This window comes from Streptomyces sp. NPDC046909 (genome assembly GCF_040644695.1).
Taxonomy (GTDB): domain Bacteria; phylum Actinomycetota; class Actinomycetes; order Streptomycetales; family Streptomycetaceae; genus Streptomyces.
Genome location: NZ_JBEYXC010000016.1, coordinates 229,594 through 255,510, shown reverse-complemented (window position 1 = coordinate 255,510; position 25,917 = coordinate 229,594). Strand labels below are relative to the sequence as shown.

Sequence of the window (25,917 nt, the reverse complement as noted above, 5' to 3'; positions counted from 1 at the left end):
AACCGCGAACGCTTCGCCTGAGCTGTCCCTTCCTGTCAGTGGATGTGGCTGTCGAACCAATTGACGGCGACTTCGGGGTGCTCGCTGAAGTAGTTGTAGCCGTCGAAGCGGCGACTTGTGCCGTAGATCCAGTGCATCTCCTTGTCCGCGACGGGGATGGCGTCGTGGACGGCCTGCACGGCTTCGGGTGTCGTCATCACATCGTCGTGCACCTGGCCCACCAGTGTCGGCACGGTGATCGCGGAGGCGTACTTCGCGGGCGATTGCTCGTCAAGGCGGAAGCCGGTGCGCTCGAGGACGGCCTGGTCGAGACGGTCGTAACCGCCTTCGAAGCCGATGACCTTCGAGAACTGCTCGCCGATGGAGCGACCCTCCAGCGGTTGGTGCAGAACCATGGCCTGGATCTCGGCGAACTCCTCGGGATGCTTCGCCCAGGCGACCGCAGTCGAGTTGCCGCCCAGGCACACCGAGAGCAGGGCCTTCTTCATGCCCGCCGTGTCCGGGCGCGCGACGGCGTAGCGGAGGGAGCCGATGACGTCGCGGTACTCGGTGAGGCCGATGGTGCAGATGCCGCCGTTGCCGTAGCCGCTCATGCCGTGGTTGCGCAGGTCGTAGGTGAGGACGTTGTAGCCGGCGTCGTGCAGCCCCTTGTAGGCGGGCAGGAAGTTGACCTCGAAGCCGCCGAAGCGGTCCCAGCCCGGCAGATGGCCGGGGTAGCCGTAACGGTTTCCGGGGGAGAAGTGGTTGTGGATGATCAGCCGGTCGGAGTCGGCCGGAATGAACCAGCCTTCGAGCGGGACGCCGTCCATCGACGCAAACGTCACGTCCTCGTAGGCCAGGCCCAGTTCGGAGGGGCGGCGCAGCAACGGCGCGCGTCGTCCGTCGGTGGTGCCTTCCGTCCATTGCCCGACGAATCCGTGGAATGCCAGCTCGGCCATGTCGACTTCGGCCATGATGTGCTCCTCTCGAGCTGGATGCTATGAGCAGGGATGTTCGTTTTGCTGGTCTTCTCGGCTGAGGTGGCGAGAGCCGTTTTGAGGTGTACCTGCCGTTATCGGGCGACGTAGCCGCCGTCGACGGGTAGGGCTACACCGACGACGAAACTCGCACCGGGGCTGCACAGCCACAGGACGGCCTGGGCGATCTCCTCGGCTGTACCGAGGCGGTTGATGGGTTGATTGGCCTCGGCTTCGGCACGGTCGAGATCACCCTTGGTGATCATGTCGCGGACCATGGGGGTGTCGATGGTGCCGGGGCAGACGGCGTTGACGCGGATGCCGCGCGGGGCGTACTCCAGGGCCGCGCTCGTGGTGAGGCCGATAACGCCGTGCTTGGAGGCGTGATAGGAGGCCCGGCCGGGCAGGCCGACCAGGCCGCCGAGGGAGGAGCAGTTGACGATGGCTCCGCTGCCCTGGGCGCGCATGTGGCGCAGTTCGTGTTTCATGCAGGCCCACACGCCGCGCAGGTTGATGGCGTTGACACGGTCGAAGCGTTCGGCGGGTTCGTCGGCGGCGTCGCTGGCAGGGATCTGTATGCCGGCGTTGTTGTAGGCCATGTCGAGGCCACCGAAGGTCCGGGCCGTGCGGTCGACCGCGGCGGCGACCTGCCTTTCGTCACTGACGTCGCAGGTGAGAGTGAGGACTTGGTGACCCGCGTCGGTCAGATCCTTCGAGGCCGCGTTCAGAGCGGCTTCGTCGATGTCGGTGAGGGTGACGGCGGCTCCGGCCTCGGCGAAGGCACGGGCGGTCGCCAGTCCCATGCCGGAGCCCGCCCCGGTGACGAAGGCGACCTGGCCGGTGAAGTCGTAGGCGGGGTTCATGTGGTGTCTCCCGTTGGGCGTGGGCTGCGTCAGGAGGCGGCTTCGATGGTGACCTCGGTGGCGATGGCGAGGTGCTCGGTGTCGCCACCGTTCAGGTGACCGAGGATGATCAGGCCCTTATCGCTGGAGCCGCTACCGCGGTAGAAGAGGGCCAGGTTGCCCCAGGGCGCGTAGTACGCCAGGTCGCCGGGCCTGGCTTCGGCGGCGTCCGGGGCGCCGGAGGTGGACAGCCGACGGGGCAGGTCGGCGATCCGCTCCGTCTGGTGGAAGTCGCTCAGATTCAGAGTGAGCGGAAGCAGAGCGGCGAAGTCACGGGCGGCGGCGCTGGCGTTGAGGGTCGCGTCGATCTGATGGCCGTCGATGGTGAGCCGGATGTTCATGGACGGGTTTCGGTCGGAGGGCGTCGGGGGCGCCGTGGCTGTCACAGCCCGGTGGGGTGCGGCTCCGGGCGCGGAGGCCGGAGAACTGGGTCGCACGTCCTCGCTGCAGCCGGTCACGGCCAGAAGAAGGGCGCCGGCCGGGAGGGTGCGGGTGGTGAGGGCGCGAAGGGTGGCCGGGGACATGGGCAACTCCCAATGGTCGATACGAGATGGGTTTCGCGCGGCGGCGAGGCCGTCCCGTTCGTGTTGGTGTCCCGCAGCCGGTGACTCGGGTGCCGGCGGTACTGACCAGGGCCGTAGCGAGGGGGGTCCTCGTTACGTGAGAGGGCTCGGCTGGGGACCGGACATCCGCCGTCCGGCCCCCAGCCTTGTGCGGCCGCGATGATCAGGGCTTCAGCAGTGCCTTGATGGCGCGGCGTTCGTCCATCGCCTTGTAGCCCTCGGCGACCTGGTCCAGGGGCAGGGTGAGGTCGAAGACCTTGCCGGGGTTGATGTGGCCACTCAGGACGCGGTCGATCAGGTCGGGCAGGTAACGGCGTACGGGCGCGGGGCCGCCCCGCAGGCCGACCTGGGAGAAGAAGAGTTCCTGACCGTCGACGGCCACCTCGTGGGGGACACCGACGAAGCCGACGTTGCCGCCGGGCCGGGCCGAGTGAAGGGCCTGCTGCATGGACTGCGCCGTGCCGACACATTCCAGCACGCTGTCGGCGCCGATGCCGCCTGTGAGTTCCTTGACGCGGGCGATGCCTTCCTCGCCGCGCTCGGTGACGATCTCGGTCGCGCCGAACTCCAGGGCGAGCTTCTGACGGGATTCGTGACGGCTCATGGCGATGATGCGCTCGGCGCCGAGCTCCTTGGCGGCGATGACCCCGCACAGGCCGACCGCGCCGTCCCCGACGACCACCGCGGTGGACCCGGGCTTCACCTCGGCGGCGAGGGCCGCGTACCAGCCGGTGCCCATGACGTCGGAGACGGCGAGCAGGCTAGGGATGAGACCGGCGTCCGGGTGCTCGTCGGTGGCGACCAGGGTGCCGTGGGCGTTGGGGATGCGCACGTAGTCGGCCTGGCAGGTGCTCATGAACTCGCGGTTCAGGCAGGAGGACTGCCAGCCCTTCTGGCAGTTGGCGCAGGTGTTGTCGGAGGTGGCGAAAGAGCCGACCACGAACTGGCCCGGCTTGACGTTGTTCACGTCGCTGCCGACTTCCTCGACGATGCCGACGTACTCGTGGCCCATCGGGTGCGGGTCGCCGATGGGCTCCGCGCCGCGGTACGGCCACAGGTCCGAGCCGCACACGCAGGTGGCCACCGTGCGGATGATCGCGTCGGTGGGCCGGAGGATCTTCGGGTCGTCCAGGTTCTCGAAGCGCACGTCGCCGGGGGCGTGGATGACTGTGCCGCGCATGGTGGTTGTTCCTTACTGCGAGAGACTCGTGTCGTAGCTTGGGCCGAAGACGGCTGCTCTCTACCGAGCCTCACACGGGTGGGCAAGCGCGAAAAGCGGAGAAATCCATCCGGGGAGCGAGACAAACGGGGGACGGATTCCTCCCCCCTTTGGCGGGTGGGATCGGTGTCATCCTGGGAAGCATGACCGGCAGCGTTCCCCTCAACGAACTGGGAGAGTTCCTCAAGAAGCGCCGTTCGGAGCTGAGCCCACGCACAGTCGGCCTGCCCGAGAGCGGCAGGCCCCGTCGGGTGACCGGGCTACGCCGTGAGGAGGTCGCCCAGCTCGCTCACATCAGCACCGACTACTACACGCGACTTGAGCAGGGCCGTATACAGGTGTCCTCCTCCGTCCTTGAGACGCTCGCGCGGGTTCTGCACCTCGACGACGACGAGCGGGGCTATCTCTTCCAGCTCTCGGGCAAGACCACGACCCGCACCCGGCGACGTGGACGGCAGAAGGTGCAGCCGCAGCTGCAGCGGGTACTGGACGATCTCACGGCTACCCCGGCCATTGTGCAGGGGCGGCGTGGAGACATCCTCGCGTGGAACGCGCTGGCTGCCGCGCTGGTCACCGATTTCTCCCGGATCCCGGAGAAGCACCGCAACTATCCGCGGATCGTCTTCACAGACCCCGCGATGCGCAGTTTGTACGCCCACTGGGAGACTTCCGCGCACATGGCTGTCGCTCAGTTGCGGATGGAAGCGGCGCAGTACCCGGAAGATCCTCGTCTGATCGAGCTTGTCGGTGAACTGTCCATGCGCGATGAGCAGTTCGCCCAGTGGTGGGGTGATCGTCGCGTCGCTGCACGGACAGTGGGCAGGAAGACCCTCAACCACCCTGTGGTGGGCGAACTGGTCCTGGACTGGGACACGTTGACCACCAACACGGATCCCGATCAGCATCTGACAGTCTGGACAGCGGCTCCGAACTCGCCTACACACGAGAGACTACGCATCCTCGCGTCCTGGGCCGCGGACCAGAGCCTGCCCCCGTCGCAACCGGCAGCCTGAGGCACTCCAGCCGCACGGGCTCGGCCGGCCGGTTGGCTGTCTTCACCTGCTCCTGGCTGACGCTGCTCCCGGTTGCCGGAGCCCGTCCGCCGTGCCGGTTTCAGGCCCGGACCGCCGTCTGCGTGTCCCATGTCGAGGACGCGGCCCTCTCATCCACCAATAGCCGCTGGTCGGGCATCCTGCCTACAGCTTCCGGTGCGGGGGCCGTACGGGGAAACCCGGACACAGGGCTGCTCTTCTACGTACGGGTACACCGGCACCGTAGACGTGCGCTGCCTCGCCTCGAAACCGCGCGGTCCACGCACCCTTGCTTGCCGAGCATGCCTTCGACCTTGCTGTCCGGCGCAGGAGCCGGTGAAAGCGACAGTGTGAGGGTGACAGGCTCCGACCTCTTCCCTCGGTCCGGGGCACATGCTTTCATCAAGTGATCCGATCAGTTGATCGGAATTCTCCTCGTCGATCGCCCCGCGAAGGTACCCGCGAAAGGGAGCACAATGCGCGCAGCCGTCATGCAGTCGGGAAGGATCTTCACTGCCGACTTGCCGGAACCGCACCCAGCTGCCGGTCAGCTCCTGGTGGAGCCCATCGCCGCGGGCGTCTGCGGCAGCGATCTCTCGGCCTGGCAGCACACGGACGCCTTCCTGGTCGCCCACGAGGAGACGGGCGCCCTGGGCGAGGTGTTCGACCCGGCCCGCCCCCTGGTGATGGGCCACGAGTTCACCGCACGAGTGGCCGGTCTCGGTGACGGGGTGGAGGGCTACGACCTGGGAGACGAGCTGGTCGTCCTGCCCGGCGTGATGGCCCCCGACGGGCGAGTCCACACCGTCGGCTACGCCAACGACTTCCCGGGCGGACTCGCCGAGCGCTCCGTCGTCTGGGCCTACGGACACCTCAAGATCCCCGAAGGCGTCTCGCCGGTCCTGGCGGCGGTGACCGAGCCCCTGGCCACTGGCGTCAACGGCGTGCTCAGGTCGGCGGTCGAGCCCGGCGACGGAGCGCTTGTGACCGGCACCGGCCCGGTGGGCCTCGGAGCCGTCATCGAACTGGCCGCCCGAGGGGTCGCACCGATCGTGGTGTCCGACCCCTCCGCCAGACGCCGGGAGATCGCCCTTGCTTACGGGGCCCACATCGCGATCGACCCGCTCCGCGAGGATCCGGTGGAAGCATGGCGGAAGAACGCCCCCGCCGGCCGACGGCTGCACATCATCGAGGCATCCGGGGCCACCGGTCTCCTCGCCTCCCTCATGGCGACCGCCCCGGCCTATACCAGGATCTCCGTGATCGGCTCCGGCATGCGCCCCGAGGAGATCCGCCCGGTCATCGGAGTCCTGAAGAACACCACCCTGGAGTTCGTCGGCGGCCCCGGATTCGGTGAGACCGAGTACGTCGCCTTCGCGCGGGCCTTCGCACACCTGCGGGAGGGGCGCTTCGACCCGGCCCTGATGGTCACCGGATACGCCGGTCTGGACGCCGCAGCGGAGGTGTTCGCCACGCTCCGGCCGAGCAGCCCGAGCATGATCGAGCACGTCAAGATCCTCATCCGGCCCGACCTACCCGGGTCCGCCGTCCTGAGCCCTCAGGAAGCCCCCGCCCCGTGAGGCCGGTCATCGGCACCACCGTGACCCGTGACAGCCACCCTCACCGGTTCTGATCTTCCACCAGGAGTCCCCATGACCTACGCCCTCGATCCCGAGCTCGTCGAATGGGCTGCTGCCCTTCCTGAATTCTCCTTCACCGACTACGCCGAGCTTCGTGCCGCCGAGGAGGCGGCGCTGAGTCAGGCTCCGCCTCGCCAGCCGGCCGTCCCGTTGGACGTGCGTGATCTCACCGTTCCGGGCCCCTCTGGCGCGCCGGACGTTCCTGTGCGGGTGTACGCACCCTCCGGGCGCGATGGCCTGCTGCCGGGGCTGCTTTACATCCACGGGGGAGGGTTCGTCATGGGCAGCGTCGGTGGCTTCGACTCCGAAGCCACTCGCATCTCGGCCGAGGTAGGCGCCGTCGTCGTCTCGGTCGAGTATCGGCTCGCACCCGAGAGCCCGTTTCCGGCGGGGCTGGAGGACTGCTACGCGGCGCTGACCTGGGTCGCTGCCCATGCTGACGAGCTGGGCATCGACACGGGCCGACTCGGCGTCGGAGGCGAGAGCGCCGGTGGGGGCCTGTCGGCTGCGATCGCCCTGCTGGCCAGAGACCGGGGAGGCCCGAGTCTGTGCTTCCAGTACTTGGGCATCCCCGAGCTGGACGACCGGCTCGACACCTCTTCGATGCTCGCCTTCCATGACACCCCGGTTATTTCCCGGGCATACGTCGAGCTCAGCTGGGACTACTACCTGGGCGAGGGGAAACGCGGGGGCCCGGACGTCTCGCCTTACGCCGCCCCGGCTCGGGTCGCTGACCTCTCGGGACTTCCTCCTGCTTATGTGGCGGCCTGTGAGTTCGACCCGTTGCGAGATGAGGGCATCGCCTACGCGCAGCGGCTGCAACAGGCAGGTGTCCCCACGGAACTGCACCTTTATCCGGGCACCTTCCATGGTTCGACGCCGTTCGTCCCGGACGCGACGGTGAGCCGCCGCATGGTGGCGGACCAACTCGACGCGATACGCAGGGGCTTGGGCGCCGAACGCTCGCGGTGAGGTGAGGCCGCCGTAATGAGCCCGTGCACTGGCTCTGACGTCGTTAAACGGGGTCTGGCACAAGTTCCGTGATCCGGTTACGCCTTGTAGTTGTTGATCTTCTTGTGCTGTGTGCGGAAGGCGCCTTGAAATCGTTCCTCGTGTGGGTGGCATGGCCGACATTCGGTGGCCATGAACGAGGTGTTGTCCCGGCTCCAAGAGCTGTTGTCCCTGTTGGTCCCCGGTGTCGCCGTAGATGCGCGTGGCGAGGCGATACGTGTCGAGGCCCGGTGCACAACCGCCGGGGCCGCCTGCCCCGGGTGCGCCCGCTGAACGTCGGGGACGAGGTCCTCGCGATCCTCGACCGGCTCCTGCACCACTGCGAAGTGATCGCCATCAATGGTCCAAGCTACCGGATGAAGAACCGCCTCAAGACCATCGAGTGGGAGGCCGAAGTGGCCTGACAGCTGGGGACGTTCGTCTGTACGCAACTGGCGAGAGAAGTCCGTACGCCGACAGAAGGCATGACGGCTTCGCAGTCACTCACGTTCCCGTGAGCAGGTCATGGCTCTGGTCCGACCGAGCAGCACGCATGAGCCGCAGCTGGCCGATCTCTGCTGCGTTCTTCATCAACTCGGCGTTCACCCAGGCCACCGTGTCAGCGACAGTGCGCGCCGGATCGTCCTGCCATGGGAAACGAGCCGTGGCATCAAGATCAGCATCGGTGAAGGTTTCCAGCACAACCAGCCACGCCGACCGAAGCTCCCGCAGCCATGCGACGGCGCTCTGAGGATCACCGCTCCACGTCACCTCGGCCCGCGGGCGTGGATTGCGGCCGCCCGCGTGCTCGACAGCAGCATCCCACCACCAGCCGATATGCCAGCTGAGCCAACCGATGGTCGGAACAGGCACCGGATCAGGCTCCTCTTCCGCCCAGTCCGGGACCCAACTCCCATCATGTGATTGACGCACGGTCCAGCAGCGCGTGGCCGGCGGTTCCCACAAGTTGGCTCTGACGTCGTTAAACGGCCCCGGCATGTTGGCTTCCAGCGGCCCCAGTTGGTGGGTCGCACGGGCGCATTGAGGGGTGGTGACGGGGCGAAGTGGCCCCACCTCAGCTCTTGCGGTGAGACGGTTCCTGTGGTTTCCGGCAGGGGCGGTGCTGCGGATGTCTTTGTCCAAGCAGGAACTGTTCGACCGGATCCGGCGGGACAGCTGGCAGCGGGAGCTGTCGATCCGCGCTCTGTCGAAGAAGTACGGCGTTCACCGCCGCCTCGTACGGGAGGCACTCTCCTCGCCGGTGCCCACCCCGCGCCGCCGGGCGGTGAGGACGTCACCTCGGATGGAGCCGTACAAGAAGACGGTCGACGCCTGGCTACGGGCCGATCTGGAGGCTCCGCGCAAGCAGCGGCACACCGTGCGGCGGATCGTTGCGCGGATCGAGGAGGAGTTCGGCGAGGCGATCCCGTATCCGACGGTCCGGGATTTCGTCGCGGCCCGGCGCAAGGAAATCGCGGCCCAGGCGGGGGCTCCTGTTGAGGCGTTCGTGACCCGGCACAACGCGCTCGGTGCGGACGCCGAGGTCGACTTCGGGGACGTCTATGTGGACGTTGCAGGCCAGCGCACCCGCTGCTACCTGTTCGCCTTCCGCCTGGCCTACTCGGGCAAGGCCGTGCACCGCATCTCACGCTCCTGCGGTCAGCAGGCGTTCTTCGAAGGACACGTCCACGCGCTGACCACGCTGGGCGGTTATGTGGGTGACACTCTTCCGCGATCTCATGTTCCCGGTCAGGATGGTCGCTCCCGTCGAGGTGCTCGGATGGCCGGGCAGCCGCCGTTGGTACGACGCGTCGATGCTGCAGGGAATCCTGCAGCATCGCTCGGACATGCCCTGGTCGACGACTACTTGGAGTTCGTGGCGGCTCGCTGTCGGCCGAACACCATGCCGGCCGCCCATCCACGGGTGGTTGGCCGCGGCGCGCGGATCGTGGATGAAGGGCACTGGGACGGGTTGCACACCAGAGCTGGACGTCGCGTCACCACCGGCGACGCCATGTGCCGGCGGCGGCTGAATTTCAGGCGCCGCCGACAGCCATGCCCCCGCCCCGCCGCAATCAGCCTTTCGGGCCCGCGGTCGGCCTGCTGCAAGCCCTGTGGAGAGCTCCGGCGCCTCTGGCGTCAAGCACTTGCCGGGGAGGCAGTCAGTTGAAAGCGTCGGTCATGCAGTCCACCCGGCAGTCGGCAGCCTCATAGCGCTGGCGGAGGGCGGCAGCTGCTTCTTCGCGCTCCACAAAGAGGTACCCGTAGTGCTGGCGCCCCACCCTGGTCACGTCTCCGACCGTGACGTTGGCCGGTTCGCCGTGTGCGGCCCGCCGACGCGCTCCGGCGATTGCCATGTCCGCAGAGCGCAGCAGGTTTCTGGAACGATCCCGGATCACGGCTGCCTGGGCGCGTTTCTCCGAGAGGGGACGCAGGACACGTCCTCTCCAGACGTAGACAGCGGCGACAAGGATGAGACTGAGCTCTACGAACAGGAGTCCGCCTGGGCGTGAGGTCGCATCTATCCAGTCTTCACCACTCGCGTGGTGATCGTCATGCCCGCGTCGGCGGCCGATTGTCGGAGCGACTTGATGTCATCGAGTCCTTGCGCAACGCACGAGGCTCCCGTGCCGTTGAGAGAGGTGTTCGAAGTCTCAACCCGCTGGCACAGGAGCCGCGTTGGTTCCGTATCCTGCCTGTGAGCATGGAGAGTGCCATCTGCGGTGCGGACTGGCCCATATTCTGCCTGGCTCCGTTTGGGATGCCCTGAGTGCGATCTGCCGTCCGTGCCGGGATGGTGCAGCCACCGGGTGGGCTTGCGTGTCCGCATAGGGGCCTTGCCTCGGCACCGTCACAGGTCTGACCGTCTTACCGCCGGGTGTGTGGCCGGGTCGGCGACAGCCGGGCCGACTACTCCCACAAGCACCGCCGACATGCGGTGAACGTGCAGGAGGTGACCGACCCCTCCGGGCGGCTGCTGTGGATCACGCCGACGATGCCCGGCTGCGCGCACGATGACTGCGACCCGCGCCCACCGGATCATCCGGATCTGTGAACGCCAGGGCGTCTCGATCCTCGCCGAACACGCCTACATGGGAGCCGACCCATGGGTGACAACACCCCTCAGACCCCCGCCGGGCCGTGACCTCACGCCGACCCAGCAAGCCATCAGCCGAGCACTGGCCACCGCACGGGCACCGGTCGAACGCGGCGTCGCACCACTCAAGTCCTGGCGGATCTTCCGCAAGTCCCGGTGCAGTCCGAATCGAATGTCGTCAATCTCCGCGGCCGTGCTCACTCCGGAGCGGCAACACTGAAAGACCTCACTGACCCTTGGCGAGTCGGGGCATGAAGCGGAAGCGGGCGATGTGGTACTGGATCGCCGCCTTGCCCTTGCCGGTCCTGCATGAGGAGCCTGCCGCGGCGGCGCAGGTGGACGTCGGGCAGTCGTGCGATTCCACGTGTCCTGTCTGTGAGGCAGGGCTTGATCAAGTTCCCGGGGTTGGGGAGCTGGTCGGGTTTTTGACCGGTTGGGGTGCATAGCAGCGCAGGCATGTGCTTCGTGATCATTGGAGTGTCGAAGCTCAACGATCATGAGGTGGCCCGTGCCTGCCACTGCATCTTCTTCCACCCCCGCCGTGCTGGTGAAACTGGGACCCCTGCCATTACCTGCACCATCAGCCCCACACCGTCCGTCAGGCGCCCTTCGTCAGACGCGCTCGTAGATCGCGCCGGAGTCGTTCCTGCGCAGCATGCCGTCGTCCACGAGGGCGCGGCGCAGGGTCACCCAGTCGTCGAACCACTCACCGCAGATCGCGTTGACCTTGGCCTCGGGATAGGGCACGCCGGGCTCGAACGAGTCCTTCACCACGTCCAGCACCCGGCTGCGCACGTCCTCGTTGCCCGGGATGGAGGTCAGTCGGCCGCGCCGGAAGTAGGAGCCCGTTCCTCCCCGCCGGCTCGCCCGGCGACCCTGACCTCCGCCTGAACGGCCAGCCGGAAGGTGTCGTCGAGCAGGGTGTACGTGTGTAGCTCACGGTCGAGGGAAGCGATTCTGACGTCCGCCAGCCTCTGCAGGGCCACGGCGGCGGCCGGTGAGCGCAGCCCGGCCCATTCGGCGACCTCGGCCACGGTCGTCGCCCCGAGAGCGAGGGCCGCGTAGGCGGCGCGACGGTCGTTCTGGGCGGGCGCGCCCACCAGATCGCGGCAGGAGGGCTGATGGGCGTCTGCGGGGGTGTGTTCACCGCGTGCGTTCTGGTTGTCGTTCGGGGTGGCTCTGAGGGCGTCATACGGCCCCGGCATGATGGCGATCGACGGCAGAGACAACTGCACTCCGTGCAGCTCGCCAGTGCTGCCTGGCCCCATGGGCAAGCCGGGCGGATTCCCGGTCGGGGTGTGGATGAGCGGCCGGGTCAGCTGCACGATCTCCACGATGCGCACCTTCCTGCCTCTGGTCGCTCTTTGGCTCGCCCTGGCGCGAGCCCGCAGACCGCCGACGACTCATCGGGGCCGATGATCAGTTCGTCGCTGACGGCGTACCCATCGGTACCCGCTGCCAGGGCGTCCCGGAGTGATGCTCAGGCCGGTGAGGCGGCCGGGCTGGTGTCCGTCCGGGGCTGTCCCAGTGCGCTTCTCAGCCCTCCGACGGCAAAGGCGAGGAGGGTGCGCCGCGTGGTGTACGCCGCGTCGCCCGGAGCGAACCAGCTCTCGGGGCCGCGAGCCATGAGGAGGATCAGGGCCTCGACTGTCAGACTCCATGCGTTCGTGAGATCGTCTGCGGGCGTATCGGGGAAGGCGCGGTGGATCAGTGTCTGCAGCCGGTCGGTCGCCGGGGCCGCCGACGGCATCATCTGATCGCTTCCGCTCAGCGTCAGCTGGCCGACGATGGACAGCCAGCGTGCCCCTCCCGCGCGGTCACGCTCCAGGAGGGCGGCGTAAGGAGCGATCAGCGCCTCGAGGATCTCCTCGGGGTCGGGGCGTCCCGCCTGAGCGAGCAGAGCATCGCATCGCGCGGAGATGTCGGCGACGACCTCGCGGCCCCGCCGGAGGAGGACCGCGTCCAGCAAGGCCTCCTTCGTGCCGAAGTGGTAGTGCACGGCGGCCGGTGCCAGTCCCGCCGCCGCGTTCACGGCGCGTACCGAGACTGCCTCCACTCCCTGTTCCGCGAAGAGGCGCTCGGCCGCGTCCATGAGAGTCGCGCGAGTCGCTTCTCCGTCGTGGGGGCCCTTGCGGCGCCTCTTCTGCTCTGCCACGCCCAGTTCCTTCGCTCTCGGTCCGCTGTCGGCCCGTGTCCAGGTGAGAGCCTAACCGGCGCTGCACGGAGGGAACCCCTCCTTGAAAGAATTTGATTGAAACAATTGATTCGATCAGTCGATCGGCATAGTGTCGGGCGACATCGAGTGAGTGGAGCCGCCGCTCGCCCTTCTTCCCCTTGCCCCTGCCGTGGGCAGGGTGGCCGAGCCTCGTTCGCAGGTCCCTTTCGGGACGCGCGCTCCAGACCACCTCGTATTTCGTACGCCCGTTTCGACGCGACCGGGCCCTGTTTTCCGGGCCCGTGTCGCGCTCCATCCCGCAAGGAGGCGGTATGGCGCCAAGGAAGCGACGGCCCACCGACGCCCCGGCCGATCCCGAACTGCTGCTGAGGCTCTTCACCACGGTCGCCCGGGCACGCGCCCTGGAAGACGCCCTCGCGGTCCACATCCGGGACCACGGATTCGCCGGCTTCTGGCATCCGGGCAAGGGCCAGGAGGGTGCGGTGGCCGGGGCCTGCGCCGCACTGCGCACCGACGACTACCTCTTCTACCAGGGCCGCGGGGCCACCTGGCCGTTGGCCAAGGGGATGGGACTCCAGCCGATCATCGGCGACCTGCTCGGCAGGGTGACCGGCTCCACCGGCGGCAAGGGCGCCGGCGTCCCGCACTGGGCTGACCCGGCGCTCGGCATCATGGGCGAGGGCGCCACCCTGGGCAGCGTGTACCCGATCGCAGCCGGAGCCGCCCTGTCGGCCAAGATGCGCGGTACCGACCAGATCGCGCTCGCCGACTTCGGAGACGGGACCTCGCACCGCGGGACCTTCCACGAAACCCTGATCCAGGCCGCCTCGTGGAAACTCCCGCTCATCTACTTCTGCGAGAACAACGGCGTCTCCGTCTCCACCCGCTTCGAGGACGTCAGCCCCACCCCGAACGTAGCCGACCGCGCGTCTGCCTACGGCATCCCCGGCGTCGTCGTCGACGGCCACGACGCAGTCGAGGTCCACCGGGTGACGCTCGAAGCCGTTGAGCGGGCCCGCGCCGGTGAGGGACCCACACTGATCGAGGCCAAGGTCACCCGTGTCGGCGGGCACTGGGAGGGCGACGCTCAGCAGTACCGGCCCGACGACTACCTCAAGGACTACCGGGACCCCATGGCGGTCCTTCGGGCCCGTCTTGGCGAGGACCAGGCTGAGGCCGCGGACAGGATTGTCGCGGATGCGGCGGCGGAAGTTGCGGAAGAACTGCAGCGTGCCGAGGAGGCGGACCTTCCCGACCCCGCGATCATCATGAAGGACGTGTTCGTATGACGACGCTGACCGACAGCCGCCCCGCCACCGAAGCGGCGGGCGAGGGCACTCATGTGACCACCTATCAGGCGGCCCAGGGAGAAGCCCTCGTCGAGGAGATGCGGCGCGACGAGACCGTTTTCTGCATGGGCCAGGACCTGCGAATGGGTGGGTTCTTCGGCGGTACGCGCGGCATGGTCCAGGAGTTCGGGTTCGAGCGGGTCGTGGACACCAGCATCACCGAGGCCTTCATGGTCGGCTGCGCGGCCGGCGCCGCGATGACCGGGATGCGTCCGGTCGTGCAGATGGGATTCGCCGACTTCTCCCTCATCGCGGGCGACGAGATCTTCCAGAAGCTCGGCAAGTGGCGGCACATGCACGGCGGCCAGTTCGAACTGCCCGCGGTCATCGTCATGCCGATCGGTCCGAGCGGCGGCGCGGGACCCGAGCACTCCGGCTCCATGGAGATGCTCGGCATGCACTTCCCCGGCCTGAAGGTGGTCGTCCCGTCCGACCCCTGGGACGCAAAGGCGCTGCTCAAGGCCGCCGTACGCGACCCTAACCCGGTTCTCTACTACCCGAGTAAGCAACTCGACTGGATTCGCGGCCCGGTCTCCACCGATCCTGACGAGATCATCCCGCTCGGCCAGGCCGCCGTACGGCGCACCGGCACCTCGGCGACCGTCATCACCTACGGCTGTATGACACGGCGTGCCCTGGAGGCCGCCGAGAAGCTGGCCGGTGAGGGGATCGAGCTGGAGATCGTCGATCTGCGCACCCTCGTCCCGCTCGACCTGGACACGGTCACCACCTCCGTACTACGCACGCACCGGGCGCTCATCGTGCACGAGGCCCCGCGCACCGCGGGCCCCGGAGCGGAGATCGCGGCCGCCATCCAAGAACGGTGCTTCTGGCACCTCGACGCGCCGATCATGCGGCTCGGCGCGGTCGACGCCCCGGTACCGGCCAGCCGGCACCTGGAACAGCACTGCTTCCCCAGCGTCGCCGACATCATCGAGGCGGCCCGACGGCTCGCCCGTATCTGACCCCGCCGAGCAGCCGGAGACCTGACATGACGACTCTGATCGATGTCCGCCTGCCCCACATGGGCTCGGTGGAACGCGCGGTGATCACCGCCTGGCACAAGAGCCCAGGCGACAAGGTGGCCGTCGATGAACCGCTCCTGGACGTGTCGACGGACAAGGTGGACACGGAGGTCGCCTCCCCGCAGGAGGGGACGCTGGTGCAGATCCTGGCGCATCCCGACCAGGAGGTGCCCGTCGGCGAGTTGATCGCCCGCTTCGCGCCCCTGGACGCCAGCGACTCCGACGTCGCCGCGGCGCTCGGCGGGGCTGAGGCGGCGACTACCGCGGCCACCCAGGCAGGGCAGGCGGACCCCGCGGTGCAGGAACCCCCCGGCGCCAGGACCGAGCCCGTCCCGCAGCAGCCCGCGACGCCCCCGAGCTCGGGGACCCCGGCGCGGCAGCAGATCGCCGTGGTGCACAGGGACCTGGACGGTCTGTCGCTCGTCCTCAACGGGGCCCTGCGACACCTCGCTGTCGAGCCGGCCGACACGGACCACTTCAGCGCGCACACCACCTCCCCGCTGGTTCGCCGCATGATCAAGGAAGCCGGAATCGACCTTCGTGCCGTGCGTGGCACCGGCCCGGGTGGCCGTGTCACCCGTGGCGACGTCCGCGCTCACATCGAGGCCGCCGCGGCTCCCCGGTCGCCGATGCAGCCGCTCACCCCCGAACCGGCGCCCGCAGCCACGCCCGCCCTCTCTGCGGCCACCGGCACGCGCCCGTCCGGATACGAGGACATCCCCTGCCAGGAGGTGCCCCACACGCCCGTCCGCAAGGCCACCGCCGCGCACATGGTGGCCTCGGTGAGCACGGCACCGCAGTTGACCGCACAGGTCGACGTCGATTTCACCCGCCTGGCCGCCGCCCGCGCCGAGATCAACACCGAGCGTGCCGGGCAGGGCAAGGACAAACTCAGCTATCTGCCCTTCATCGCACGGGCCCTGGTCGCGGTGATCGGTGAACACCCGGACATCAACGCCACGTTCACCGACACCCACCTGCTGCGCTGGCAGACGGTCAACCTGGGCGTGGCCGTCGACGTCGAGGCCGGGCTCTACGTACCCGTGGTGCACGGCGCACAGCGGCTGAGCCTGCACGGCATCGCGGAAGCGATCACCGACCTCGCCCAGCGCGCCAGGAACCGGCGTCTGAAGTCGGCCGACTTGGAAGGCGGGACGATCACGATCAGCAACTCCGGCAGCGTCGGCGGTGTGATCTCCACGCCTATCCTCACCCACCCGCAGGTGGCCTCGCTCGGCGTCCCGGCGGTCGTCCGCCAACCCGTGGCGGTGACCGGCGAGAACGGTGAGGAGTACGTCGCCGTCCGTCCCGTCGCCCGGCTCGGTCTCACCTTCGACCACCGCGCCATGGACGGCTCCGGAGCGCTGCGCGCGCTGCTCGCCCTCCAACGAGCCCTGCAGGAGTGGCCGGCCGACGCCTACCGCTGAGCACCCGCCCGACACCAGGCAAGTACCGCACAAGAGGAAGGCAGTCATGACGAAACTGGATGGCAAGGTCGCGCTGATCACGGGGGCCGGGCGGGGCATCGGCCGGGAGATCGCCCGCAAGCTCGGCTCCGAGGGTGCCCGGCTGCTAGTCAACGACCTCGACCGCGAACCCGCCGAGGAGACCGTCGCCCTGCTCGCCAAGGACGGCATCGAGGCCGTGGCCTTCCCAGGCAGCGTGACCGAACCCGACTTCGGCGACCGGTTCGTGGGGGCGGCGCAGGACACCTTCGGCCGGCTCGACATCATCGTCAACAACGCCGGCTACACCTGGGACTCCGTGGTGCACAAGACCACGGACGAGGCGTTCGACGCCATGCTCGACGTCCATCTGCGCGCGCCGTTCCGCATTCTGCGCGCCGCCACCGGGGCGTTCCGCGCGGCCGCCAAGCGTGATGCCGAGGCGGGGGAGCGCACCGTACGCAAGGTGGTGAACATCAGCTCGGTCGCGGGCCTCGGCGGCAACGTCGGACAGGCCGGCTACGCGTCCGGCAAGGCCGGCGTGGTGGGACTGACCAAGACGCTCGCCAAGGAGTGGGGCCGGTACCAGGTCACGGTCAACGCCGTCGCCTTCGGTCTGATCGCCACCCGGCTGACCGAGGCACCCGCGGGCACCGGCGCCACCATCGACGTCGGCGGCCGGGACATCAAGGTCGGGATCGGCGACGAACTGCGCAGCGCCATGGAGGCGGGCATCCCGCTGGGTCGCGCGGGTACGCCCGAGGACGCGGCCAACGCGGTCTATCTCTTCACCATTCCCGAGTCCGACTACATCACCGGCCAGGTCGTCGTGGCCGGTGGCGGCCTCGTCATCTGAGCAGGCCGACCCGCACACACAAAGGAGCGACAACACGATGCCGGGATCCGTCATCATCGGCGGGGCACGCACCCCGATCGGCAAACTGCTCGGCGCCCTGTCCGGCCTGCCGGCCCCCCGCCTCGGCGCCGCGGCCGTCGCGGCGGCCGTGGAACGCGCCGGAATCGAACCGGACCGGGTCGGCACGGTGGTCATGGGCACGGTCGTCCAGGCCGGCGTGGGCCCCAACCCGGCCCGCCAGGCCGCAGCCCTCGCCGGTCTGCCCATGGGCGTGCCCGCCACCACCGTCAACAAGCTGTGCCTGTCCGGACTGCACGCGGTTGCGCTTGCCGACCTCATGGTGTCCGCCGGACTCCACGACGTCGTCGTCTGCGGTGGTATGGAGTCGATGACCCGCGCACCGCACCTGCTGCCCGGCGCCCGTACCGGCTACCGCTTCGGACCTGCCACCGCACTGGACGCCCTTGACGCCGACGCGTTGGGGTGCGCCTTCGACAGCATCTCCATGGGTGCGGCCACCGAGGGCTACCAGGCACACCTCGGCATCTCTCGCGAGGAGCAGGACGCCTTCGCGGCCCGCTCCCACCAGCGCGCGGCCGAGGCGGCGCAGGCCGGGCGGTTCGCCGACGAGATCGTGCCGGTGCCTGTCCCGACCCGCGGTGCAGAGGTGACGGTCACAGACGACGAGGGGATTCGCGTGGGCATCACCGCCGAGTCCCTCGGGCGGCTGCGGCCGGCCTTCGCGCCGGACGGGACCATCACCGCTGGTTCCTCCTCGCAGCTCTCCGACGGTGCCTGCGCCCTCGTCGTCACCAGCCGGGACTTCGCCGAGCGGCACGGTCTGGCACCGCTCGCGGAGATCGGGGCGTACGGCACGGTGGCGGGTCCCGACCCGTCCCTGCTGTCGCAGCCGGCGAACGCCGTACGCGACGCGCTGGCCCGTGACGGGTCGCTGAAGGCTTCCGACCTCGACCTGCTGGAGATCAATGAGGCCTTCGCGGGAGTGGCGATCCAGTCCACCCGTGAACTCGACGTCGACCCGGACCGAGTCAACGTCAACGGCGGCGCCATCGCGCTGGGTCATCCCGTTGGTATGAGCGGCGCCCGCCTCGTGTTCTCCCTCGCCCTCGAACTGCGCCGCCGAGGCGGCGGGACAGGAATCGCCGCCCTGTGCGGAGGCGGCGGGCAGGGCGACGCACTGCTGCTGAGGAGCACCTCGTGAACACACCCACCGTGCCGTCGAGGGCACGGCTCATCGACCCGGCCGTGGTCGGCACCGGTACCGCGCCGCACACCGTCCTCGTCGAGGCGGGCCGATTGCGGCAGTTCGCCCACGCCATCGGTGAGCGCCGACCCGAACACGTCGACGAGGCGGCGGCCCGGCGCGCGGGCCACCCCGGCCTGCCCGTGCCGCCGACATTCCTGTTCTGCCTGGAGATGGAACGCCCCGACCCCTGGGCCTGGCTGGCTGACATCGGCGTGGACCTGGATACGGTTCTGCACGCCGAGCAGTCGTTCGTTCACCACCGCTCCACCTGGTCGGGTGAGCGCCTGACCTTCGCCTCGCGCATCACGGACGTGACCGCCAAGTCGGACGGCGCCCTGCAGTTCGTCGTACGGCAGACCCGGGTCACGGACGAACAGGGCGCCGAAGTAGCCGAGTTGAGCACGACGCTCGCCGTCGTACGGCGTGGTACCGGCCCGGACGACGAAGGGGACACGCAATGACCGGAACGACACCGCTCAGCCTGCCCCTCAGCCGCTCTCTGCCCCCGGTGACGCGCACGGACCTCGCCCTCTACGCCGGGGCGTCGGGTGACCACAACCCCGTCCATATCGACATCGACGCAGCCCGGCGGGCCGGTCTCGACGATGTCATCGCGCACGGCATGCTCTCCATGGCCTGGGCGGGGCGCGTGCTGGACGAAGTCGCCGGACCCGGATCCGTTCAGGCGTACCGGATGCGCTTCACCGCGCCGGTGCACATCGGCGACCGCCTGACCGTCACCGTGCGCGGCTCCGAAGAAGAGCCCACGACCGATGTCGAGGTGCAGGTGACCGACAGCGAGGGAGCCGTCAAGGCGCGGGGCACCGCGCGGCTGGCTCCGAGCGCACTGAGCACGGCAAGGAGCCGAAGCACATGACGCAGCCCGTCCCGAGCGCGAACGAGACCGTACGCGGCGTCGACCCCGAGCGGCTCGCACAGTTCCTGACCCGAGCCGCCGGTCCGTGGACGCCCCCGGCGGAGGCCATCCGCGTCTCGCTGCTGTCCGGTGGACGCTCCAACCTCACCTACCGCGTCGACTGGGGTCCTTTGCGCTGGGTGCTGCGCCGCCCGCCGCTCGGCCACGTCCTGCAGACCGCCCACGACATGCTGCGCGAGGCCCGCGTGCTCACCGCGCTCGCCCCCACCGACGTGCCGGTGCCGCCCGTCGTCGCCGTCTGCGAGGACGACAGCGTGCTCGGCGCGCCCTTCTATGTCATGGAACTCGTCGACGGGTTGGTGCTGCGCACCGAGGAGGACCTCTCCGCACTGGACCCGGACACCGCCCGCACACTCGCCCACGGTTTCGTCGACACACTCGCTGATTTGCACAACGTCGATCCGGCCGAGGTGGGACTCGCGGACTTCGGCCGTCCCGAAGGCTATCTGGAACGCCAAGTCGCCCGCTGGAAGAAGCAGTTGGCGGCCTCGACGTGCCGTAGCGTGGCCGGGCTCGGTGAACTGGGCGACGCCTTGGGCGCGGCGCTGCCCGTCACCCAACGGCACACCCTGGTCCACGGCGACTACCGGCTGGACAACGTCATCCTCGACCCAGCCGACCCGGCCTGGCCCCGCGCCGTACTGGACTGGGAGATGGCCACCCTGGGGGATCCGCTCGCCGATCTCGGGCTGTTCCACCTCTACTGGATCGGCTGGGCCGGCATCGACAACCCCATCGCGGGCACGCCCGGGCTGCACCCCGCCTTCCCCCGCTGGGAGGAACTGGCCGACCGCTATGCCGAGCGCAGCGGCCTGAAGCTGGACGACCTCAGCTGGTACATGGCCTTCGCCCACTACAAGCTGGCCGTGATCCTCGAAGGCATCCACTTCCGCCACCAGCAAGGACTGACCGTCGGCGACGGCTTCGAGTCGATAGGCGCGATGGTGCCCGAACTCGTCGAACGCGGCCGCACCCACCTCAACGGCTGACCCCGCCGGCGCCGACACGAACGGACACCGACATGGATTTCTCCTTCGACAAGCGCACCGAGGAACTCCGCGAGAACCTCACCGACTTCCTGCGCACCCACGTCATCCCCGCCGAACACCACTTCGCGGAGCCGCACTTCGCCCCGGGCGCCGCCGAGGTCCCCGGAGCCCCCACCACCGGCTGGGGCCGCCCGCCGGTCATGGCGGAACTCCGCGCGGAGGCGCGCGGCCGTGGACTGTGGAACCTCTTCCTGCCCCACTCGCCGCTGGGCGCCGGTCTGTCCAACCTGCAGTACGCGCCCCTCGCGGAGATCACCGGCTGGAGCCCTCAGATCGCCCCCGAGGCGCTCAACTGCTCGGCCCCGGACACCGGCAACATGGAACTACTGTCCATGTTCGCCACCGAGGCGCAGCGCGAGCGCTGGCTGGAGCCGCTGCTGGACGCGCGGATCCGCTCCGCGTACTGCATGACAGAGCCCGGCGTGGCCTCGTCCGACGCGTCCAACATGCGCTTGACCGCCCGGCGTGAGGGGGACGAGTACGTCCTGAACGGCCGCAAGTGGTGGGCCACCGGCGCCCTCGCCCCCGAGTGTGAACTGCTCGTCGTCCTGGCGGTCACCGACCCGGACGCCGGGCCGCGCGAGAGCCAGAGCATCCTGCTCGTCCCCGCGGATACCGAGGGCGTGCGCGTGGTGCGCGGCCTGGCGGTCTTCGGCTTCACCGACGCCGCCCACGGCGGCCACGGCGAAGTGGTCTTCGACGACGTACGGGTGCCCGCCACCAGTCTGCTGGGCAAGGAGGGAGAAGGCGCGCGACTGGCCCAGGCCCGCCTGGGACCCGGCCGCATCCACCACTGCATGCGACTGGTCGGCATGGCGGAGCGGGCGCTGGAGCTTATGTGCGCCCGCGCCGACGAGCGCACCGCCTTCGGCCGCCCGCTCGCCGAACACGGCGAGATCCTGGGCTGGATCGCCGAGGCCAGGGTCCGTGTCGACCAGCTGCGACTGCTGGTCCTGCAAGCGGCCTGGCTCATCGACGAGGTGGGCGCGCGTGAGGCCCGTACCGCGATATCCGCCATCAAGGTCGAGGCGCCGCGGACCGCCGAGTGGGTCGTCGACCGGGCCGTCCAGGTGCACGGCGCGGCCGGCATGACCCAGGATCTGCCCCTGGCCATGCTCTGGGCGCAGGCCCGCGGGCTGCGCTTCGCCGACGGCCCGGACGAGGTGCACCGGATGGTGCTGGGCCGCCGGGAACTCGCCCGGCAGCGGGAGCGAGGCCTGAGCAGGGGAGACGCGCGATGACGACCCGAACCTCGCCTCCCGGCACGCTCCTCACCGCGGCGGACGCGCCGGTGCGGGTGGAGCGGGACGGCGCCGTCGTCCACCTCGTCCTGGCACGCCCGGACACCGGTAACGGCTTCGACCTCGACTTCGTCACCGCGCTGCGAGCGGCCGTCGAGCAGATCGTCGCCTGGACGGGGGAGCCGGACAGGACCGGCGTCGGTGCGGTGCTGCTACGGGCAGAGGGCAGGAACTTCAGCGTCGGCGGCGACCTCCGAGCCTTCGTCGCTCAGGAGAGCGACATCGGCGGATACGTCAGGGCCGTCGCCGAGGCCGCGCACGCGGCGGTTTTCGGGCTGGCCGGCCTGTCCGTCCCCGTCGTCGCGGCGATCCAGGGAGCCGTCGCCGGGGGAGGCGTCGGCCTCTCGCTCGGCGCCGACCTCGTGGTGGCCGCGCGCTCGGCGAAGCTGCGCCTTGCCTACACGGCTCTCGGGCTCACCCCCGACTGTGGGGCGTCCTGGTTCCTGCCCCGACTGCTGGGCGAACGCCGGGCCCTGGACCTGGTGTTCACCAACCGGGTCCTCGGCGCTGCCGAGGCCGAACAGTGGGGGCTGTTCAACCGGGTCGTCGACGACGAGGACCTGACCTCCGTCGCCGGGGCACTGGCGAGCGCTCTGGCCGGCGTACATGTCCGTGCCCTCGGTCGGGCGAAGCTGTTGGTCCGGGCTGGGCAGCTCGACGAACTCCGCGATCACCTCGACTGCGAGGCCGACTTCATTGCCGAGGCCGCGTCGCGAACCGAGGTCGGGGCCGCCATGCGCCGGTTCCTGGAGGGCTCGCGCCGCAGACGCGACTGACGGCGTTCCGAGCCCCGACATCCCATCACCTGCGTCGGAGCAGGCCGCCCACGCATCGACTCCGGAGGCATCCTTGTCCAGCCCCGCCACGCCGACGCAGCCCACCCAGCTGTACCGGCCCCAGCACCCCGTCCGCTTCGTCACGGCGTCCAGTCTCTTCGACGGGCACGACGCCGCGATCAACATCATGCGGCGCATCCTGCAGGCCCAGGGCGCCGAGGTGATCCACCTGGGCCACAACCGCTCGGTCAGCGAGGTGGTGGACGCCGCGTTGGAGGAGGACGCCCAGGGAGTGGCCGTCAGCTCCTATCAGGGTGGCCACGTCGAGTACTTCGAGTACCTGGTCCAACTACTCGAGGAGCGCGGGGCCGGGCATGTGAAGGTCTTCGGGGGCGGCGGCGGAGTGATCGTCCCGGAGGAGATCGATCGTCTGGCGCGCTCCGGTGTCCGCATCTTCTCGCCGGAGGACGGGCTGCGCCTGGGGCTCGCCGGAATGATCAACTCGATGATCGAGGAATGCGACCGCGACCTCTGGAAGGAGGAACCGGCCGATGCCGAGTCCGTGCTGAACGGCGAGCGAACGGCACTGGCCCGTCTGCTCACCGGCCTGACCGGCAGCGGTGTGCCGGAGGCGACACTCCACGCCGTGCAGGCGGCCGCGGCCGTGCGCAAGGTGCCGGTACTCGGCATCACCGGCACCGGAGGTTCCGGAAAGTCCTCGCTCACCGACGAACTGGTGCGCAGGCTGCGCACCGACCAGCACGACGACCTGCGCATCGCGGTCCTGGCCGTGGACCCGACGCGACGGCGCGGCGGCGGAGCCCTGCTCGGCGACCGCATCAGGATGAACTCGCTGGACGGAGACAAGGTCTTCTTCCGCTCCCTCGCCACCCGGGGCAGTCACGAACTTCCCGACGGTCTCCACGAGGCCATCGCCGCCTGCGAGGCCGCCGGACACGACCTGGTGATCGTCGAGACACCCGGCATCGGGCAGGGCGACGCCGCGATCGTGCCGTTCGTGGACATCTCGCTGTACGTGATGACCCCCGAGTTCGGGGCGGCCTCCCAGCTGGAGAAGATCGACATGCTGGACTTCGCCGACGTGGTGGCCATCAACAAGTTCGAGCGGCGCGGCGCGCAGGACGCGCTGCGCGACGTGGGTCGCCAACTCATCCGTAACCGGGAGGAGTTCGGAAAGCAGCCGCAGGACATGCCGGTGTTCGGCACCAGCGCCGCCACCTTCAACGACGACGGCGTCACGGCCCTCTACCAGCACCTGCGCAGCCTCCTCGCCGACAAAGGCATGACGGTCCGTCCGGGCGCGCTGGCTGATGTCGCGGTACGGCATTCCAGCGGCGCGGCCCAGATCGTGCCGTCGGCCAGGGTCCGCTACCTCGCCGACATTGCCGAGGCCGTGCGCCGCTACCACGCGGACACCGCCGTACAGGCGAAGGCCGCGCGACGGGTACAGGTGCTGGCGGAGGTGCGCGAGGAACTGGCGACGTCGGGAAAGGCCACGGAGGCCGTCGACGAGCTGCTGACGGAGGCACACGGTCAGTTGGATCCGGCCGCGCGGAACCTGCTGGAGGACTGGCCCGAGACCGTACGGTCGTACTCCGGGGACGAGTTGCTGGTCACCGTCCGCGACCGGGAACTGCGCACAGCCCTCGTCCGTGAGTCGCTGTCCGGCAACCGGATTCCCCGCGTTGCCCTGCCCCGCTTCACCGACCACGGTGAACTGCTGCGATTCCTCCGTGCCGAGAACCTGCCCGGCCGCTTCCCCTTCACGGCAGGAGTCTTCCCCTTCAAGCGCGAGGGGGAGGATCCAGCCCGGATGTTCGCCGGCGAGGGCGACCCCTTCCGCACCAACCGCCGATTCCGGCTGCTGTCCGCCGACAGTGAGGCGACCCGCCTGTCCACGGCCTTCGACTCGGTCACCCTCTACGGCCGTGACCCCGGCGAACGCCCGGACATCTACGGCAAGATCGGAACCTCGGGTGTCTCGATCGCCACGCTCGACGACATGAAGGCGCTGTACGACGGTTTCGACCTGGTCTCCCCGACAACCTCCGTGTCCATGACCATCAACGGCCCGGCCCCCACCATCCTCGCGTTCTACCTGAACACGGCGATTGACCAGCAGCTGGACGTCTTCCGCGCCGAACAGGGCCGCGAACCGGACGCGGCAGAGACCGCCGAGGTGCGTGCCCGTACGCTCCGCTCCGTGCGCGGCACCGTGCAGGCCGACATCCTCAAGGAGGACCAGGGGCAGAACACCTGCCTGTTCTCCACCGAGTTCAGCCTGCGGATGATGGCCGACATCCAGGAGTGGTTCATCGCCCACCAGGTCCGCAACTTCTACTCGGTGTCCATCTCCGGCTACCACATCGCCGAAGCCGGCGCGAACCCCATCAGCCAGCTCGCCTTCACCCTCGCCAACGGGTTCACCTATGTTGAGGCCTATATGGCGCGGGGCATGGACATCGACGACTTCGCCCCGAACCTGTCCTTCTTCTTCTCCAACGGCATGGACCCCGAGTACTCGGTCCTGGGCCGGGTCGCCCGCCGCATCTGGGCCGTCGCGATGCGAGACCGGTACGGCGCGAACGAGCGCAGCCAGAAGCTGAAGTACCACGTCCAGACCTCAGGACGCTCCCTGCACGCCCAGGAGATGGACTTCAACGACATCCGCACCACCCTCCAGGCGCTCATCGCGATCTACGACAACTGCAACAGCCTGCACACCAACGCCTATGACGAGGCGGTCACCACCCCCACCGAGGACTCGGTACGCCGGGCGCTCGCCATCCAGCTGATCATCAACCGGGAGTGGGGCCTGGCGATGAACGAGAACCCGCTGCAGGGGTCGTTCGTCATCGACGAGCTGACCGACCTGGTCGAGGAGGCAGTGCTCCAGGAGTTCGAGCGGATCAGCGAGCGCGGTGGCGTGCTCGGCGCCATGGAGACCGGCTACCAACGCGGCCGTATCCAGGACGAGTCGATGCTCTACGAGCAGCGCAAGCACGACGGCACCCTGCCCATCGTCGGCGTCAACGCCTTCCGCAACCCGCGGGCGGACGCCGAGGAGGCCACGGCGGTCGAACTGGCCCGGGCGACCGAGGACGAGAAGCAGTCACAGCTGCGGCGCGTACGCACTTACCAGGAACACCGACGGGACGAGGCACAGTCCGCTCTCGCCGCCCTCAAGCAGGCCGCCACCCGTGGTGACAACGTGTTCGCCGTCCTGATGGACGCCGCCCGGGTGTGCTCTCTCCAGCAGGTCACCGAGGCCTTCTTCGAGGTGGGGGGCCAGTACCGGCGCAATGTCTGACCGGGGC

Annotated in this window: 24 protein-coding genes and 3 pseudogenes; 17 read left to right on the top strand and 10 right to left on the bottom strand. The window is 69.1% G+C overall.

From position 1 onward, the window contains the following. Positions 1 to 35 precede the first annotated feature (35 nt). The 4 genes from ABZ928_RS40790 to ABZ928_RS40775 form a co-directional block, all read right to left on the bottom strand. A complete protein-coding gene (locus ABZ928_RS40790; protein WP_361530564.1) occupies positions 36 to 953 on the bottom strand; it encodes an alpha/beta hydrolase in 918 nt (305 codons plus the stop codon). A gap of 98 nt (positions 954 to 1,051) precedes the next feature. Continuing rightward, the gene (locus ABZ928_RS40785) at positions 1,052 to 1,819 is read right to left on the bottom strand and encodes a glucose 1-dehydrogenase (protein ID WP_361530561.1); all 768 of its coding nucleotides are present in this window, start codon (positions 1,817 to 1,819) and stop codon (positions 1,052 to 1,054) included. 29 nt (positions 1,820 to 1,848) lie between these two features. After that, on the bottom strand, positions 1,849 to 2,382 hold the full coding sequence (locus tag ABZ928_RS40780; RefSeq protein ID WP_361530558.1) for a cyclophilin-like fold protein: 534 nt from the start codon (positions 2,380 to 2,382) through the stop codon (positions 1,849 to 1,851). Between the two features lie 202 nt (positions 2,383 to 2,584). Then, positions 2,585 to 3,601, bottom strand: a complete 1,017-nt coding sequence (locus tag ABZ928_RS40775; RefSeq protein ID WP_361530555.1) for a zinc-dependent alcohol dehydrogenase family protein — start codon at positions 3,599 to 3,601, stop codon at positions 2,585 to 2,587. 182 nt (positions 3,602 to 3,783) lie between these two features. Between ABZ928_RS40775 and ABZ928_RS40770 the strand changes: the two genes are divergently transcribed. The 4 genes and pseudogenes from ABZ928_RS40770 to ABZ928_RS40755 form a co-directional block, all read left to right on the top strand. Next, positions 3,784 to 4,653 carry a helix-turn-helix transcriptional regulator gene (locus ABZ928_RS40770; RefSeq protein WP_361530552.1) on the top strand — a complete coding sequence of 290 codons (870 nt, stop codon included), beginning with the start codon at positions 3,784 to 3,786 and terminating at the stop codon, positions 4,651 to 4,653. Between the two features lie 494 nt (positions 4,654 to 5,147). Beyond that, complete coding sequence (locus tag ABZ928_RS40765) at positions 5,148 to 6,251, top strand: zinc-binding dehydrogenase (RefSeq protein ID WP_361530549.1); 1,104 nt, start codon at positions 5,148 to 5,150, stop codon at positions 6,249 to 6,251. Between the two features lie 72 nt (positions 6,252 to 6,323). After that, positions 6,324 to 7,283 carry an alpha/beta hydrolase gene (locus tag ABZ928_RS40760; protein ID WP_361530546.1) on the top strand — a complete coding sequence of 320 codons (960 nt, stop codon included), beginning with the start codon at positions 6,324 to 6,326 and terminating at the stop codon, positions 7,281 to 7,283. 317 nt (positions 7,284 to 7,600) lie between these two features. Further along, positions 7,601 to 7,726 (top strand): annotated as a pseudogene (locus tag ABZ928_RS40755) (ATP-binding protein); the annotation flags it as partial. Between the two features lie 79 nt (positions 7,727 to 7,805). On the opposite strand, the pseudogene ABZ928_RS40750 reads toward ABZ928_RS40755, so the two are convergent. Further along, positions 7,806 to 8,267: pseudogene (locus ABZ928_RS40750) on the bottom strand (DinB family protein); the annotation flags it as partial. 121 nt (positions 8,268 to 8,388) lie between these two features. Between ABZ928_RS40750 and ABZ928_RS40745 the strand changes: the two are divergent. Further along, entirely contained in the window at positions 8,389 to 9,471 is a 1,083-nt protein-coding gene (locus ABZ928_RS40745; RefSeq protein WP_361530543.1) for a hypothetical protein, read from the top strand. Here the strand turns inward: ABZ928_RS40745 and ABZ928_RS40740 are convergent. After that, positions 9,464 to 9,658, bottom strand: a complete 195-nt coding sequence (locus ABZ928_RS40740) for a hypothetical protein (RefSeq protein ID WP_361530540.1) — start codon at positions 9,656 to 9,658, stop codon at positions 9,464 to 9,466. The genes ABZ928_RS40745 and ABZ928_RS40740 overlap by 8 nt on opposite strands. Positions 9,659 to 10,182: 524 nt before the next feature. Here ABZ928_RS40740 and ABZ928_RS40735 point away from each other — a divergent pair. After that, a pseudogene (locus tag ABZ928_RS40735) lies at positions 10,183 to 10,618 on the top strand (transposase family protein); the annotation flags it as partial. 6 nt (positions 10,619 to 10,624) lie between these two features. On the opposite strand, the gene ABZ928_RS40730 reads toward ABZ928_RS40735, so the two are convergent. The 4 genes from ABZ928_RS40730 to ABZ928_RS40715 all read right to left on the bottom strand — a co-directional run bounded on the left by ABZ928_RS40730 (position 10,625) and on the right by ABZ928_RS40715 (position 12,553). Continuing rightward, a complete protein-coding gene (locus ABZ928_RS40730) occupies positions 10,625 to 10,762 on the bottom strand; it encodes a hypothetical protein (protein ID WP_361530537.1) in 138 nt (45 codons plus the stop codon). A gap of 248 nt (positions 10,763 to 11,010) precedes the next feature. Beyond that, complete coding sequence (locus ABZ928_RS40725; protein WP_361530534.1) at positions 11,011 to 11,193, bottom strand: DUF2087 domain-containing protein; 183 nt, start codon at positions 11,191 to 11,193, stop codon at positions 11,011 to 11,013. Between the two features lie 23 nt (positions 11,194 to 11,216). Further along, positions 11,217 to 11,732 (bottom strand): hypothetical protein, encoded by a 516-nt coding sequence (locus ABZ928_RS40720; protein WP_361530531.1) that lies wholly within the window; start codon positions 11,730 to 11,732, stop codon positions 11,217 to 11,219. A gap of 146 nt (positions 11,733 to 11,878) precedes the next feature. After that, the gene (locus tag ABZ928_RS40715) at positions 11,879 to 12,553 is read right to left on the bottom strand and encodes a TetR/AcrR family transcriptional regulator (protein ID WP_361530528.1); all 675 of its coding nucleotides are present in this window, start codon (positions 12,551 to 12,553) and stop codon (positions 11,879 to 11,881) included. A gap of 332 nt (positions 12,554 to 12,885) precedes the next feature. Here ABZ928_RS40715 and ABZ928_RS40710 point away from each other — a divergent pair, with 332 nt between their 5' ends. The 11 genes from ABZ928_RS40710 (at position 12,886) to icmF (ending at position 25,910) form a co-directional block, all read left to right on the top strand. Then, a complete protein-coding gene (locus ABZ928_RS40710) occupies positions 12,886 to 13,863 on the top strand; it encodes a thiamine pyrophosphate-dependent dehydrogenase E1 component subunit alpha (RefSeq protein ID WP_361530525.1) in 978 nt (325 codons plus the stop codon). Then, positions 13,860 to 14,888: a transketolase C-terminal domain-containing protein gene (locus ABZ928_RS40705; RefSeq protein ID WP_361530522.1), complete on the top strand. Its 1,029-nt coding sequence runs from the start codon at positions 13,860 to 13,862 to the stop codon at positions 14,886 to 14,888. Before ABZ928_RS40710 ends, ABZ928_RS40705 begins: the two co-directional genes overlap by 4 nt. 26 nt (positions 14,889 to 14,914) lie before the next feature. Further along, the gene (locus ABZ928_RS40700) at positions 14,915 to 16,375 is read left to right on the top strand and encodes a dihydrolipoamide acetyltransferase family protein (RefSeq protein ID WP_361530519.1); all 1,461 of its coding nucleotides are present in this window, start codon (positions 14,915 to 14,917) and stop codon (positions 16,373 to 16,375) included. Positions 16,376 to 16,421: 46 nt separating this feature from the next. Continuing rightward, complete coding sequence (locus ABZ928_RS40695) at positions 16,422 to 17,249, top strand: SDR family oxidoreductase (protein WP_361530517.1); 828 nt, start codon at positions 16,422 to 16,424, stop codon at positions 17,247 to 17,249. A 37-nt stretch (positions 17,250 to 17,286) separates the two neighbouring features. Then, positions 17,287 to 18,471: an acetyl-CoA C-acyltransferase gene (locus ABZ928_RS40690; protein ID WP_361530514.1), complete on the top strand. Its 1,185-nt coding sequence runs from the start codon at positions 17,287 to 17,289 to the stop codon at positions 18,469 to 18,471. Continuing rightward, complete coding sequence (locus ABZ928_RS40685) at positions 18,468 to 18,977, top strand: MaoC family dehydratase N-terminal domain-containing protein (protein ID WP_361530511.1); 510 nt, start codon at positions 18,468 to 18,470, stop codon at positions 18,975 to 18,977. Before ABZ928_RS40690 ends, ABZ928_RS40685 begins: the two co-directional genes overlap by 4 nt. Beyond that, a complete protein-coding gene (locus tag ABZ928_RS40680) occupies positions 18,974 to 19,393 on the top strand; it encodes a MaoC/PaaZ C-terminal domain-containing protein (RefSeq protein WP_361530508.1) in 420 nt (139 codons plus the stop codon). The genes ABZ928_RS40685 and ABZ928_RS40680 overlap by 4 nt, the downstream gene beginning before the upstream one ends. Then, on the top strand, positions 19,390 to 20,442 hold the full coding sequence (locus tag ABZ928_RS40675) for a phosphotransferase family protein (protein WP_361530500.1): 1,053 nt from the start codon (positions 19,390 to 19,392) through the stop codon (positions 20,440 to 20,442). Before ABZ928_RS40680 ends, ABZ928_RS40675 begins: the two co-directional genes overlap by 4 nt. A gap of 32 nt (positions 20,443 to 20,474) precedes the next feature. Then, positions 20,475 to 21,743: an acyl-CoA dehydrogenase family protein gene (locus ABZ928_RS40670; protein WP_361530497.1), complete on the top strand. Its 1,269-nt coding sequence runs from the start codon at positions 20,475 to 20,477 to the stop codon at positions 21,741 to 21,743. Then, positions 21,740 to 22,579, top strand: coding sequence for an enoyl-CoA hydratase/isomerase family protein (locus ABZ928_RS40665; RefSeq protein ID WP_361530494.1), 840 nt, complete (start codon positions 21,740 to 21,742; stop codon positions 22,577 to 22,579). The genes ABZ928_RS40670 and ABZ928_RS40665 overlap by 4 nt, the downstream gene beginning before the upstream one ends. A gap of 73 nt (positions 22,580 to 22,652) precedes the next feature. After that, positions 22,653 to 25,910, top strand: a complete 3,258-nt coding sequence (icmF, locus tag ABZ928_RS40660) for a fused isobutyryl-CoA mutase/GTPase IcmF (RefSeq protein ID WP_361530491.1) — start codon at positions 22,653 to 22,655, stop codon at positions 25,908 to 25,910. Positions 25,911 to 25,917: the final 7 nt, after the last annotated feature.

What these genes read in the sequence shown, in the direction of transcription:
- ABZ928_RS40790 (WP_361530564.1), bottom strand. Translation starts at nt 953, where the DNA reads ATGGCCGAAGTCGACATGGCCGAGCTGGCATTCCACGGATTCGTCGGG.
- ABZ928_RS40785 (WP_361530561.1), bottom strand. Translation starts at nt 1,819, where the DNA reads ATGAACCCCGCCTACGACTTCACCGGCCAGGTCGCCTTCGTCACCGGG.
- ABZ928_RS40780 (WP_361530558.1), bottom strand. Translation starts at nt 2,382, where the DNA reads ATGTCCCCGGCCACCCTTCGCGCCCTCACCACCCGCACCCTCCCGGCC.
- ABZ928_RS40775 (WP_361530555.1), bottom strand. Translation starts at nt 3,601, where the DNA reads ATGCGCGGCACAGTCATCCACGCCCCCGGCGACGTGCGCTTCGAGAAC.
- ABZ928_RS40770 (WP_361530552.1), top strand. Translation starts at nt 3,784, where the DNA reads ATGACCGGCAGCGTTCCCCTCAACGAACTGGGAGAGTTCCTCAAGAAG.
- ABZ928_RS40765 (WP_361530549.1), top strand. Translation starts at nt 5,148, where the DNA reads ATGCGCGCAGCCGTCATGCAGTCGGGAAGGATCTTCACTGCCGACTTG.
- ABZ928_RS40760 (WP_361530546.1), top strand. Translation starts at nt 6,324, where the DNA reads ATGACCTACGCCCTCGATCCCGAGCTCGTCGAATGGGCTGCTGCCCTT.
- ABZ928_RS40740 (WP_361530540.1), bottom strand. Translation starts at nt 9,658, where the DNA reads ATGGCAATCGCCGGAGCGCGTCGGCGGGCCGCACACGGCGAACCGGCC.
- ABZ928_RS40710 (WP_361530525.1), top strand. Translation starts at nt 12,886, where the DNA reads ATGGCGCCAAGGAAGCGACGGCCCACCGACGCCCCGGCCGATCCCGAA.
- ABZ928_RS40705 (WP_361530522.1), top strand. Translation starts at nt 13,860, where the DNA reads ATGACGACGCTGACCGACAGCCGCCCCGCCACCGAAGCGGCGGGCGAG.
- ABZ928_RS40700 (WP_361530519.1), top strand. Translation starts at nt 14,915, where the DNA reads ATGACGACTCTGATCGATGTCCGCCTGCCCCACATGGGCTCGGTGGAA.
- ABZ928_RS40695 (WP_361530517.1), top strand. Translation starts at nt 16,422, where the DNA reads ATGACGAAACTGGATGGCAAGGTCGCGCTGATCACGGGGGCCGGGCGG.
- ABZ928_RS40690 (WP_361530514.1), top strand. Translation starts at nt 17,287, where the DNA reads ATGCCGGGATCCGTCATCATCGGCGGGGCACGCACCCCGATCGGCAAA.
- ABZ928_RS40680 (WP_361530508.1), top strand. Translation starts at nt 18,974, where the DNA reads ATGACCGGAACGACACCGCTCAGCCTGCCCCTCAGCCGCTCTCTGCCC.
- ABZ928_RS40675 (WP_361530500.1), top strand. Translation starts at nt 19,390, where the DNA reads ATGACGCAGCCCGTCCCGAGCGCGAACGAGACCGTACGCGGCGTCGAC.
- ABZ928_RS40670 (WP_361530497.1), top strand. Translation starts at nt 20,475, where the DNA reads ATGGATTTCTCCTTCGACAAGCGCACCGAGGAACTCCGCGAGAACCTC.
- ABZ928_RS40665 (WP_361530494.1), top strand. Translation starts at nt 21,740, where the DNA reads ATGACGACCCGAACCTCGCCTCCCGGCACGCTCCTCACCGCGGCGGAC.